Origin of the sequence: Bifidobacterium sp. MSK.13.1, assembly GCF_019131435.1 — a bacterium.
In the GTDB taxonomy this organism is placed as follows: Bacteria; Actinomycetota; Actinomycetes; order Actinomycetales; family Bifidobacteriaceae; genus Bifidobacterium; species Bifidobacterium pseudocatenulatum.
In genome coordinates this window covers 78,299-90,208 of sequence record NZ_JAHOMM010000010.1, presented here as the reverse complement: position 1 = coordinate 90,208, position 11,910 = coordinate 78,299, and the positions used below count along the sequence as shown (strand labels likewise).

Below are 11,910 nucleotides of genomic sequence, written 5' to 3'. Positions count from 1 at the left end.
GGGTGGAGCCGACCGGTACTAACGGGCGAACGCGGCACACTTTCCGACCCGCTTGCTGGGTCGGGTCTCGTCCTGTGGTGGTTTCTTTCGTTGGATGGCAAGGAGCATTGTTTCTTGTGGTCACGATGACGATACCGGTGAAGCGTTTTTGTTCGCGTCCGTTGTCCGGTTCCCGGACCGCCACGATCGGAATCGTGGCATGGTTCCGGTTCTGCCGGCCGGCCCGTCGGGGTTGGCCGTTGTATTGGTTTTGCGGTGGTCATGGCCCAGGTGAGACGCCCGGTCCCTTTCCGAACCCGGAAGCTAAGGCCTGGTCGCGGCGATGGTACTGCACTCGAGAGGGTGTGGGAGAGTAGCACGCCGCCGCATTCAACTTATGGACCTTCTGGTCGAGCCCCATCGGGGTTCCCGGAAGGTCCTTTTTTTATTTCCGCGCACGGGTGTCTTCCTCCATTCGGTGGAGGGAAACGGACGCCGGAAGGCCCGTGGGCGGGAGGATTGTTCCAGTGAGTGGAGGAATCGGGACTACTGCTGATTCAACCAGGCGTGGAGTTTCAGATGATTGAGCGCGGTATTGGGATCATACGTATCATCCAAGCGTTCCTGATACATGGCAACCAGTTCGTCGCTGCGTCCCAGCGCTTCCAAAGCGGCCTCGCGAATCGTCTCCCACTCGTAGGGCACCACTTCTTCGGGGAACATCATCGTGACCTGATTAGGTTTGTCCCGCAACACCAGATCGACAAAATCGAGCAGATCCTGCCAACGTTCGGCAGCAATCAGACGTGCCGCATACGCATCGGCGAGCGGTTCGGAAGTATGATTGTCACGCAGGAAACGATCAGCCTCATCAATGTCACCACTAATCCGCAGCAAGTCATGTCGCAAAAACTGTACGGCATGATCGAACTGATTCTGCGCGGCCTGCGCAATCTCCTTTTCTGAAAGCAAAGCAGGATCAAGCATCGCGAGATTATTCAAATCTTCTGCGGATAAGGAATCAGCGTCTTCAAACAAACTCAAATCGGTTTTCACTTGCGCAACAGACTGCGAATCAGTTTGCATGTCGCGGCTGTCGGAATCATCTGCCGAGTTTGCCAACGTCGAAGCAGACGTGGCGAAATCACTCATCGTGGCAATGCCCTTATTCAACGCATCGTAAGCGAACATGCGCGTATCGTCCCATTGCGCGAACGACAGGCCGCACGAAAGCAGTTCAACCATCTGCATGGCGTTAAGACGGAAATCCTCATTGCAGGCCACTTGCGTGATGATATTCAGCGCCTGTTCGCCGGTCATGGGATCGGCATTGCAGGCCACGGCGTCCATGTACACGCGCACGGTCTGAATCAGGTCTTTCAAATAGTCGAAGCCCTCATTGTCTCGATCTGCGACGTTGCCAACGAATCGCGCGGTCATTTCCACTGCCTTGGCGAGATTGCCGACAGCATTCAGCCAACGTGTGCTTACGATGGCATTGCCGACCACCGCGTCCACGCCGGAAAGCGCCTGCGAATCAAGATGGAACGTTGGCATGTCGATTCTTGGAATCTCCACGCCGGTATCGGTGCGTTCGGCTGTGGGCACCATGGCGGCGATGGAATCGAAATACCATTGCATGGGCATACTGATTACCATGTCCGCGTCGGAAAGCTGTGCTACGGGCACATTATTGCGGTTTTCGGCATCTTCCTGACTGGCCTCGCGGATCATGTGGTTCCATAGGAACGTCGGGCCGTCGGATTCGCCGGAATGCAGCCATCCATTGTTGATGTACTCGGTGAGATCCTCGACTTCCTGCAGACGGTTGATCCTACCGTGTTCGTTGCTCATTGCATGCCTTTCCTTTAAAAACATGGATTGCATGTGCCGCGTTGACGACGGGTGCTTCGTGGAACAAGACATATCCTTATTCAGCCTATATCATGCTGCCGTTGTCGCGCATGTTTTTTGCTCTTTTCACGGCGAAAAGCCGATGATTTTGAATAGTCGCTTGAATGCTGTTGCATTTCTTTTTGATTGAGCGAAAAGATTATGCCGAAATACTGTGTGAAACGATGTGTGAAACATGATTTGGAATGAGCGGCATGGCCGTACGGCGGCGCCCGGTAGAATGGCAGTGTTGCCGCAACAGGGCGGCTTTCCATCGAAGGAAAAGGGAATGATATGAAGGTTGCAAGCGGTAATGTTCTGTGGCGTCAGCGCAAGCGTAATTGGTGTCGTACGCCGTTCACGTTCACCGTGTACATGCTCACTGATCAGGAAATGAGCATCAAAACCGGCATCCTTAACGAGAAATTCAATCTCATCAAACTATTCCGCATCGTGGATATTAGTGTGGAGCGCACGTTCCTGCAGCGCCTGTTCGGTTTGAGCACGCTGGTACTTGATACGCGCGACCAGTCTTCCGGCAACGGTGTTGTGGTACTGAAGAACGTGGTGCATGGTTTTGAGGTTCGCCGGGTGATGCAGGAGGCCGTGGACTCATCCCGTAAGGAAAATGGCATGTCAGCGCGCGAATTCCTCGGAGGTCCGGGCGGTCCGGGGCCGGAAGGACCTGGCATGGGATTCGATGCGCCTGATATGGGCGATTTGTAGAGACGCGCGGTAGTTTCGTTTCAGCGCATACGAAAGGCGCTTGACTTGAGCTGGTTTTTCTGGCTCGAGCCAAGCGCCTTTCTTTTTCTGGAGAGTACCGCCGCGGCGGTATGGGAATCGTTATATGTCCTATGGGGCGCTCATACAACGTCCTCTGGGGCGGTCAGTACTTGTTGGCGCCGCTGCCGACGAAGTTGACCTGGAAGCCGCGGTGGTAGTGCAGGAACATGTCGGCGCCGTAGCGGTCGACAGGGCGGTGGGTGAACAGCATACGGATGGCGAAAGCGGTCTGCACGTCTTCCGGCAGGTTCATGAATTCCTTGTGCGCATCCCAATACGGGTTCATGGTGATGGCTGCGTCCGGCACATAGGCGTAGCCGTAACCGTCTTCGTTCACGTAGCCCATGAACGGCAGGTCCCAAGCGTTATGCGCGGTGAGGGCTGCCTTGAATTCCTCCACCTGAGCGAGGGCTTCGTCGCTGATGCCGAGGCTCTTGGCAACCTCGTTGGCTGCGGCGGTCTTGGCGTCCGCGTCCTGGCCGAACATGTTCAGATCCACGTTGATGACGGTCTTTTCATCTGCCATGATGAATTCCTTTCCTGCGATGTGTTCGCATAATGTCATGAACATTAGTAGTGTTCGTTTTAATGTTCGTTTAGATAAGCAAACGAACATCATTTCTTGAAGTCTGGTTCATGTTGTTGATGGATGCTTGCTGTATCCGTGACTAACGATAGCACGCTTTTTTAGCTGTGATACCGCGGAAAATACTGTTTTTGCAATTGATGATGCTGGGAATCGTTGATGTTGCAATGATTGCAGGTCTTGAAAATGACATTGTAAAAAGTAACATTGAGCGTGTTCTTTTTGTTCTGCAAAAACATGTTACTTTTCTGTTCAAACGAACATCTGCATATGATTGTAGGGTGGATTGCACGTGTGAAAAGGTGGTTTGAAAAGGCTTGAGCGATCATCGACGATGCACTGTGTCACTTTTTGCGGATGAGGTGACATTTTCCATGTCTGAGGCGTGGCGGCCGTCGGTTCAACAATGACTTTTCGCCACGTCAGCAATTTTCTGGAACTAGAATGCTGGGTTGCCGGTGGGGTGACGGTAGAGTTCGGGGTCAACCGGTTTCGCGAGTTTCAGTGTGGAAATCACGACCTTTGATTGGGTTTCGTCATCTGCGATATTCACTGACTCATGCGCATCGTCTACAGCTACTGCCGAACCGACATAATAGTAGGATTTCTCCTTTTCCTCGGCCTTACGTCGAATAAAAATGGGAACAAAATGACGGTTTTTCCATTCCGACGTATGCTCGGTTCCATCAAGCAGCTATTTGAATTCCGGAGATTGCAAAGAACGATTGTTTTTGCTGAACCATTCAATTTCTCCAGGATTCAAGAAACGATCGCCATACTGGCTTGCCTCATATTTAATGAAGATCGGCAAAGAATTCGTGTAGGTGTCAAGCTTATATCCGCCCACATTCTGCGGAATCTGCTCATCCTTCCACGCGCACAATCGCATGACATCGGCAAGACTATATTTCTCGCCATATATGAACCCATGATCAGGCATGATGCGACGCTTGCGAGCTTCCCTTGACAGTGCAAGCGCATTGAACAAGCTGGCTTCGATGGTATCTGTAAAGAACGTTCGGAATGTTGCGTGATGCAGCATTGACTCGCATTCCTGGGTCAATGCATACGATTCATTGTCGCACATACAAACCAAAGAAGTATTGTCGAAACGAGTGCGATTCGCACTTGTGAAATACGAATAATTCAACGTGGAAAAAGCAGAACCGCACTGCTGAATATTATTATCGACATACGGAAACAGCGTAGACAATAATGTTTGCAAATCAAACAAACTCAAGCTGTGCTGTGTGGAAAAACGTTCAAACAGTGACGCATCATCGTCGGAACAATCCGGATTGATGCGACGCCAATCCAAATCGCACAACACCGCAAGAATCAGCGACTCATGCGGGCGCAAACCACGCAACTGAGTCGCAGTCAACATTTTCAGCACACCAGACTGCGCGTTTGACACCGGTTCAAGCTGCTCCACATACGAAGCCGACGCATGCTTGCCGCGCGACAGACTCTTCTCACGAGAGACCACGAACGACAGATAATCGTTAAACTTTCACATCACGTATGCCACGCTTATTTTGCTTGTTGGGTGTAGCGGCAGTTTGGGAAGCCGGTGCACCCGTAGAATGAGCGGTTCGGATCGTTGCGATTGTGCCGCAAGCTTAGGGCTTCGCCGCAATTCGGGCATTGCGGAGGAAGCTTGACTCCTCGGAAAATGTTCGGGCAGATCTTGCTATGCAGTTCATACATGAATCGCGACGGACGGGTCTGATCCACGATGAAGAACAGTTTCTTCTTGCATCGGGTCATCGCCACGTAAAACAGTCGCCGTTCCTCCGCATGCGGGCATCGCTCCACTTCCGGCAGTAGCAGACCAAGCAGCGGCTCTTCGGGAATCGTGCTTGGAAAGCCTTTCAATCCGCCGGAACAGCAGAGCAGAAATACGAAGTCGCGTTGCAATCCTTTGGACGCATGAGCGGTCATGAAACGAATATCCATATCCGGTTTTTCGAGAAAACGAATATTTCCAGTGCTTTGGTCGATGGAGAACAGACCGCTTTGATCGCAACGAATCATGAGATTGATGTCACTGCGATACCGGCCCAGCAGTAGTACGGACGCGGTTTTCGGTAGTTTGCGCAATTGCTCGACGATCACATTGAATCGTTCTTCCTCAGTATGCCCGCCAAGTGCTTTCAACGAATAATCCTTCTTATCGCTGGGATTATTGAGATGTTTGACATACAGATTGGTATCGCGCATCACGAATGCTCCGCTTGCGTCAATAAGGCTTTGACGGAAGCGCCGTGTGGTGGTGATCTGGAACATGCGGGTCGGACCCCAGGCGTGCCAAATTCGGTCGAAATCGAGAATGAGATGAAGGTCGCTGCCTGCAAAACGATAAATCGACTGCCAATCGTCGCCAACGCAGAATAGTGAGAAATCATGTTGCAAGCGAAGCGCACGGATTAGCTCATAACGCGGTCGTGACATGTCCTGATATTCGTCAATCAGCACATATTTATATGGATGACGGTACGAGCCATTATTGACGCAACTGATGGCATCAACGATCATTCCCGGAAAATCAATGCCATTATTGGTTGCGAAATTCTGCACATAGGCGTGATAAAGCGGTTCTATAAGCTGCAGCATCTCACGATTACGACCGATGTTTTTACCGCCATAACGTTCGTTAAGAGCTTGCATTCCAGTAGTGTCAATATTGTTTGACCGCATATGCTGGATAATGGTTTGTGTGGTATCGATAAGATTCTGACGATATTGATTGAATGCATAATCGTCTGTTGGTAACTGAAAATTCTCAAGTCGTGCAGCTGCGGAATATTTATCGAGCAATTGTTGCGACATGAGTTTAAATGCCAGAAGACGATAGGAAACATTGTGTTCAAGCAGGTATTCAAATGCGTTACGCACCACATTGTTTGACGTGTGCCCGTCAATAATTGGACGATTGGCAATGGTGGAGGAACGGCAGATTTCCAGTCCGAGACTATGGAATGTGCATGCGCGAATGACTTTGCCGGTGCTTTGCGTGATGCGGCTCGACATTTCGTCGGCGGAAGCTTTGGTGAACGATAGCACCAGAATCTCTTCGGGAGTGGCGGTTCCTGTGTTCAGCAGCCATGCGATATAGCCGACGATGGTAGTGGTTTTGCCGGTTCCCGCACCTGCAAGCACCAGCGTATTGTGACCAGCTCCGGCGATGGCGCTGATCTGCTCGTCGTTCAAATCATGCTTTTCGATTTTGCCGATGATATTTCGCGCCCGCGCAATCTGATCGGCGGGAAGCAACGGTTGCGGCATAAGCTTCTGAGCCGGTTGTGAATTGGCATGAGATTGCGCTCGCGAACGATTCGTTGTGACAGAAGTATTGCGAGCTGTGGTTTGTGTTTGCGCGCGGTATGACGATCGCGCCAACTGTGATGATTGGGATGGTTGCGTAAGCTGTTGCGTTTGACGTGATTGTACAGTGGACTTGCGTTGCGTCGTCTGCTGTTGCGTGGGATTGGGAACGTTTTGCCGCGCGAGCTTGGGCCCGGGCTGAGTCGCCGTTTTGGAGACGGGCGGTTCTCCAATAAGCGCGTTCATGAACTTGCTCAGCAATCCCATAATGTTCCTCCTCAACCAGTGCAAGGAGAAATTATATGTGCTGCCAATGAATGCTTCAGCGTCGGCTGTGTGAACGGAATCGCAATTCGTCGACGCTGAAACTAATATTGGAGCTTAACGTTCGAAGGGGTAGGTGAGGTTCCAGTCGCGGCGCAGGGAGTCCATGAGTTCCATGATGCGCAGGGTGTCGGCGTGGGGCATTTCCTCGCATTCGGTGCGACCGTCGATTACGGCCTGTGCGGCGGCCGCCACCTCGTACTCATAGCCGGTGAGCTGGGCGGGAACATCGTAATGTGCAACAACCGTATGATTGCCGTCATACACGTCAATCGCCTCAACATTATTAATGTTCTGGCACACCATATAACCATCGGTTCCCCACACGGATCCCGTGCGGTCACTATGGCACAGAATCGAACTTTGCGCGGTCGCCATCACACCGTTCTCGTAATAGAACGTCATGGAATTATGCGCATCCACGCCGGTTTCGTACGCTCGCATCGACGATTCAATGCGAGCGATCGGCGCATTATGCATGATCATGTCAATGAAATTGATCGGATACACGCCAACATCCAACAATGCGCCACCGGCAAGCGCGGGATCAGTGATTCGCGCCTTCGCGGTGGTGGGGTAACACAGGTTCGCATCGATCGCCTGTATTTCACCAATCGCACCGGAGTCGAGAATCTTATCGATAATGGCGCGGGACGGCATGTATCGCGTCCAAATCGCTTCCGCGCACAGCATGCCGGTTTCTTTTGCAACGGCTAACATCTCACGGGTCTGTGCCGCATTCGCGCCGAATGCTTTCTCCACCAGCACACCCTTTCCGGCTTTCATGCACAATATCGCCTGTTCCGCATGCAGATTGTGCGGCGTAGCGATGTACACCAAGTCCACGTTCGGATCGGCCACAAGTTCCTCATATGAACCGTATGAAACTGGAAAACCGTATTTCGCGGCGAAATCAGCCGCACGACCCGCATCTCGTGCGGCGACAGCATACGGTTCAACCAAATCCGCATAACGGCTGTCCGCGGCCATTTTCACCAACGTGTCAGCCATATGTTGTGCAATCCGGCCTGCGCCGAGAATCGCGACATGAATACGAGCCATATCAACTCCCATCTTTCGTAAGCTGCCTGAATAGTGTTGATTCATTTATATTGCTGCGTTGCAAGTTCCAGCGTACGCCATGCGTGATCGCAACGCGCGTTGATCCGTATCGCACTTGCATTGCGTTTTGTCCGGATGCTTTTCTGATTTGCCGTATTTTGCCGGATCTTGCCATAATGGTGTGCTGTGGTAGCGCAGGAACACGTTAAGAAGACCGGAAAACCTCGGAAATCCGCAAAAAAAGAGAAATACGAGCGTGGCACGAGAAGCTACATCATGTCGCATATCCGAGGCAAAGACACCTCCATCGAAATGATGGTACGCAGTTTTCTTTTTTCGAAAGGCCTGCGATTCCGCAAAAACGACAAGCGGTATCCGGGGCATCCCGACGTGGTGTTGCCGAAATACCGTACGATGGTGTTCATCAACGGCTGTTTCTGGCATATGCATGAAAACTGCCCGAAAGCCACGCGCGTGCCGAAATCGAATGTGGAATTCTGGAGTGCGAAACTGCTGCGCAACCACGAACGAGATGTCAGACAGCATGCCGAACTTGAAACGATGGGCTGGAAAGTGATCGTGGTGTGGGAATGCGAGCTCGCCAAAAAAGTACGTGAGGAACGGCTGGAACGGCTTTATCATGAAATCGTCGGCACGCAACCTGCTTGATCGACATTTATGCGATCTACTTGCAATTGCGTGATTCTTGCCGAACATACGTGATGTATGCTCGATTAATTTCTTGTTTTTCTTGATTTCGAAACGGTATGTAACGTCGGTGAGACGATGCTTGTGATTCAGCGTGATTTGTCGTGTCTGAAGAATACAAACGAACTATGGGAAATGCTGAAAACAGCGCGCTGCCGCAGATGTCGCACCGCGCCCAGATTGCTAATCCGTTCCGTGCCATGGTGTTTGGTGCGATGGCCGACGAGATGATCGCCGCAGGCACCGATGTGGTCAAGTTGAGCTTGGGGGAGCCGGATTTCGGCGCTCCGCTCGCAGTGCGTGATGCGATGCGCGAACAGTATGATGGCCGTCCATTGCCATATACCGCCGCAATGGGTTTGCCGGAATTGCGTCAGGCGATTTCCGATTTCTACAAGGAACGCCACCATGTGGACGTCGATCCGAAACGTATCGCGATTACGGCCGGAGGTTCCACGGCACTGCTGCTTGCCGCCGCATTGACGGTGAACGAGGGTGACGAGGTGCTGATCGCCGACCCGTCGTACCCGTGCAATCGCGAACTGGTTCGCGCGTTCGGCGGCAAAGTCGTGGACGTGCCGACGAATGCGACCACCCGATTCCATCTCACACCGGAACTGTGCCACGAATACTGGTCGGATCGCACCAAAGCGGTGATGATCACCTCGCCGTCGAACCCGACCGGTACCACCATCGCCTTCGACACCCTGAAATCCGTGTGCGACCTGGCGAAAGAACGCGGCGCATGGCGTATCGTCGACGAAACCTACCTTGACCTGGCCGACCGCGAACCGGACGGCTCCGACGTGAAATCCGTGCTCGCCTGCGACCCGGACGCCATCGTATGCTCCAGCTTCTCCAAGTTCTTCGGCATGACCGGCTGGCGACTGGGTTGGATGGTCGTGCCTGAATGCGCGCTCGAAGCCATGGACGATCTCGCCACCAACTTCTTCCTGTGCGCGCATACTCCCACCCAGCATGCGGCGCTCGCGTGCTTCACTCCGGAAACGTTGGCCGTGTGCGAGGAACGCCGTCAGGAGTTGCTGGAGCGTCGTCGCATTGTGGTCGACGGATTGGCTGAGATCGGTCTGCCGCTGGAGGTTGAGCCGAATGGCGCGTTCTATGCGTATTTCAACATTTCCGGCACCGGTCTCGACGCGTGGACGTTCTGCGAACGTGCGTTAAAGGAAGCGCACGTGGCGTTGACGCCGGGCCGTGATTTCGGCGAGGCCACTGCCGACACCCATGTGCGGCTTTCGTATGCGGCCTCGCGCGAGGCGTTGCGTGAAGGTTTGAAGCGGCTTGGCGATTTCGTAGCCAAACTGCACGGATGATGTTTGTGAGCGCTTTGCAATCGTTGTCGGCGCTGTGAATGTTGCGTGGCCATCCTAGGTGAATAGGATGGCCACTCGAATATTTGCAAAGGTTGTCAATGTAATGTCAGGTGAAAGGGGGAGTGCGATGTCACTATGCTTGAAAGCATGGTTAGTTTACATTCGCATGTCACTCGTCTTGGCGTGCTTGACATTGGCTCCAATACCGTTCACATGCTCATCGTCGATGCGGCGCCTGGCGCCCGTCCGGAACCTGAGGCCAGCACGAAAAGCACTGTTCGATTGATGCAATATCTCAAGGCCGATGGCACAATCAAAAAGGCCGGAGTCGAAGCTGTGGTCGCAGCTGTGGAAAAGGCCATGGGGCTGGTCAAAGAATATGAGATTACCCAACTGCTCGTGCTGGCCACATCCGCATTGCGTGAGGCTCCGAATGGCAGCAGGATCCTCAAACGAATCGAAAACGTCGTCGGTCAGCCGGTCACGGTGCTGTCCGGTGTGGATGAGGCCAGACTCACCTTCCTTGCAGCTCGCCGCTGGTATGGTTGGGATGCCGGTCGGCTGCTGGTCATCGATATCGGTGGTGGCTCTCTCGAGGTGGCTATGGGTTCGGATGAGGATCCCACAGTAGCGCTGTCCGTGCCGGCAGGTGCCGGTCGTGTGACCCGTGAATTCCTACCGGAAAACGGTATTGCGAATGATAGGGATTTGGAAGACGCGCGCAGGAACATCCGTAAGATTCTTGAGCCGATGGTCAAGGCGTTCCCGAAATCGAAGCACCCGATGCATGCCGTCGGCACATCGAAGACCATTCGTTCCCTGGCTCGTCTCGCCGGTGCCGTGGTGCGTCAGCCCGGCCGCGTGGACACTTCGATCATGACGATTGACCAGCTTGAGGATTGGCTTCCCCGTCTTGCAGCCATCTCGCCGGACCAGCGTACCGCATTGCCGGGCGTCACGCCGGAGCGCACGTATCAGATCGTCGGTGGCGGCTTGGTGATCGACGAGATCATGAAGGCGCTTGACGTCAAGGAAGTGGAAATCTGCCCATGGGCGTTGCGGGAAGGGGCTATTCTGCGCTGGCTCGACCAGTTTGGCCGCACGAGCCTTGGTTTCTAGCGGTTCCTAGGCTTCCAGCTTCCTCAGTTCCTCCAACTGGTTCTTCGCCTTGTGCAGCTTGGTGAAGATTTCGTTGCGCTGTTCGGGATTCTTTGCCCGTTGGTGATCGCGCGTGAGCTTATCGATCTGCTCGGTAAGCTGTGCGGCCTGCATACGCCGTGTCATGCGCGCGTCCAGTGCCGTGGGAGAGACGCTGCCGAGCGTCACCTGCGAGCATAACGACTCCCACAGCGCGTCGATGGAATCGACCGCAGGATCGCCGATGTCCAGCATCGCTTCGCCGGCCGGTTTCCAATCTGAGACGAACACTTTGAATGTAGGTGTGTGACCGGCGCGTCCCGGCAGCGCGCGTCTCACGGCGAACGCGCACTCCTGCCGCTTCGTACCTTCGAAGTCGGCGTCGCGCACGCATACGAACACGATTCCCGACTTGCGTTGCATGGCAATCAGCTCGACGATATCCGTCGGTATGGCGGCGTTCTTGGCATGCAGGCGCAATCCGATTGCCAGTACTTCCGGAATGCGTGTTCCGACGGCAAGCCGTGTATTGCTTGGCCGCAGCAGAGACAACATGGTGATCGTCTCGATGTCGTTCGCCAATCGTTGTTTTGTTTTGGCTGAAACCGGTATTCTCGCCACGAACAGGCCTTTCGGCAACGTTGCCTTTTCTGCGGGAACCGCAGAGGAGTTCGGCAGACCCAATGTGAGTGCGGAAACGGAACCGCAGGAGGCGATCGTCATTGCTGGCCTTCTTTCGTGCTTTCATATCGGTTATTGGGGCAACAGTAGTCG

General features: G+C 53.5%; 9 protein-coding genes, 1 rRNA gene and 1 pseudogene. 5 read left to right on the top strand and 6 right to left on the bottom strand.

Annotated features, from left to right (window positions below; translation table 11 throughout):
- The first annotated feature begins 251 nt into the window (after positions 1–251).
- Positions 252–369 (top strand): 5S ribosomal RNA (rrf, locus tag KSY55_RS08635).
- A 156-nt stretch (positions 370–525) separates the two neighbouring features.
- Here rrf and KSY55_RS08630 read toward each other — a convergent pair.
- Complete coding sequence (locus KSY55_RS08630; protein ID WP_217749687.1) at positions 526–1,833, bottom strand: DUF6880 family protein; 1,308 nt, start codon at positions 1,831–1,833, stop codon at positions 526–528.
- Between the two features lie 333 nt (positions 1,834–2,166).
- On the opposite strand from KSY55_RS08630, the gene KSY55_RS08625 reads away from it, so the two are divergent.
- On the top strand, positions 2,167–2,598 hold the full coding sequence (locus tag KSY55_RS08625; RefSeq protein WP_004220939.1) for a PH domain-containing protein: 432 nt from the start codon (positions 2,167–2,169) through the stop codon (positions 2,596–2,598).
- Between the two features lie 163 nt (positions 2,599–2,761).
- On the opposite strand, the gene KSY55_RS08620 is transcribed toward KSY55_RS08625, so the two are convergent.
- From KSY55_RS08620 to KSY55_RS08605, 4 genes and pseudogenes are all read right to left on the bottom strand, one after another.
- Positions 2,762–3,184 (bottom strand): hypothetical protein, encoded by a 423-nt coding sequence (locus tag KSY55_RS08620; RefSeq protein WP_033524377.1) that lies wholly within the window; start codon positions 3,182–3,184, stop codon positions 2,762–2,764.
- Positions 3,185–3,683: 499 nt separating this feature from the next.
- Positions 3,684–4,631: pseudogene (locus KSY55_RS08615) on the bottom strand (DUF3427 domain-containing protein).
- A gap of 146 nt (positions 4,632–4,777) precedes the next feature.
- Complete coding sequence (locus tag KSY55_RS08610; protein ID WP_065447138.1) at positions 4,778–6,532, bottom strand: UvrD-helicase domain-containing protein; 1,755 nt, start codon at positions 6,530–6,532, stop codon at positions 4,778–4,780.
- A 420-nt stretch (positions 6,533–6,952) separates the two neighbouring features.
- Complete coding sequence (locus tag KSY55_RS08605) at positions 6,953–7,957, bottom strand: Gfo/Idh/MocA family protein (RefSeq protein ID WP_134854603.1); 1,005 nt, start codon at positions 7,955–7,957, stop codon at positions 6,953–6,955.
- Positions 7,958–8,143: 186 nt separating this feature from the next.
- On the opposite strand from KSY55_RS08605, the gene KSY55_RS08600 reads away from it, so the two are divergent.
- The 3 genes from KSY55_RS08600 to KSY55_RS08590 all read left to right on the top strand — a co-directional run bounded on the left by KSY55_RS08600 (position 8,144) and on the right by KSY55_RS08590 (position 11,118).
- Positions 8,144–8,626 carry a very short patch repair endonuclease gene (locus tag KSY55_RS08600; protein WP_118268969.1) on the top strand — a complete coding sequence of 161 codons (483 nt, stop codon included), beginning with the start codon at positions 8,144–8,146 and terminating at the stop codon, positions 8,624–8,626.
- A 167-nt stretch (positions 8,627–8,793) separates the two neighbouring features.
- Positions 8,794–9,999 carry an aminotransferase class I/II-fold pyridoxal phosphate-dependent enzyme gene (locus tag KSY55_RS08595; RefSeq protein WP_217749688.1) on the top strand — a complete coding sequence of 402 codons (1,206 nt, stop codon included), beginning with the start codon at positions 8,794–8,796 and terminating at the stop codon, positions 9,997–9,999.
- 147 nt (positions 10,000–10,146) lie between these two features.
- On the top strand, positions 10,147–11,118 hold the full coding sequence (locus KSY55_RS08590) for a Ppx/GppA phosphatase family protein (RefSeq protein WP_034881096.1): 972 nt from the start codon (positions 10,147–10,149) through the stop codon (positions 11,116–11,118).
- 6 nt (positions 11,119–11,124) lie between these two features.
- Here KSY55_RS08590 and KSY55_RS08585 read toward each other — a convergent pair whose 3' ends face one another.
- Positions 11,125–11,859 carry a DUF4391 domain-containing protein gene (locus KSY55_RS08585; protein ID WP_217749689.1) on the bottom strand — a complete coding sequence of 245 codons (735 nt, stop codon included), beginning with the start codon at positions 11,857–11,859 and terminating at the stop codon, positions 11,125–11,127.
- Positions 11,860–11,910: the final 51 nt, after the last annotated feature.

Bases quoted from the DNA above. Each gene is read 5' to 3' on its own strand.
- KSY55_RS08625 (WP_004220939.1), top strand. From the start codon at position 2,167: ATGAAGGTTGCAAGCGGTAATGTTCTGTGGCGTCAGCGCAAGCGTAAT.
- KSY55_RS08630 (WP_217749687.1), bottom strand. From the start codon at position 1,833: ATGAGCAACGAACACGGTAGGATCAACCGTCTGCAGGAAGTCGAGGAT.
- KSY55_RS08620 (WP_033524377.1), bottom strand. From the start codon at position 3,184: ATGGCAGATGAAAAGACCGTCATCAACGTGGATCTGAACATGTTCGGC.
- KSY55_RS08595 (WP_217749688.1), top strand. From the start codon at position 8,794: ATGGGAAATGCTGAAAACAGCGCGCTGCCGCAGATGTCGCACCGCGCC.
- KSY55_RS08585 (WP_217749689.1), bottom strand. From the start codon at position 11,859: ATGACGATCGCCTCCTGCGGTTCCGTTTCCGCACTCACATTGGGTCTG.
- KSY55_RS08590 (WP_034881096.1), top strand. From the start codon at position 10,147: ATGGTTAGTTTACATTCGCATGTCACTCGTCTTGGCGTGCTTGACATT.
- KSY55_RS08605 (WP_134854603.1), bottom strand. From the start codon at position 7,957: ATGGCTCGTATTCATGTCGCGATTCTCGGCGCAGGCCGGATTGCACAA.
- KSY55_RS08610 (WP_065447138.1), bottom strand. From the start codon at position 6,532: ATGCCGCAACCGTTGCTTCCCGCCGATCAGATTGCGCGGGCGCGAAAT.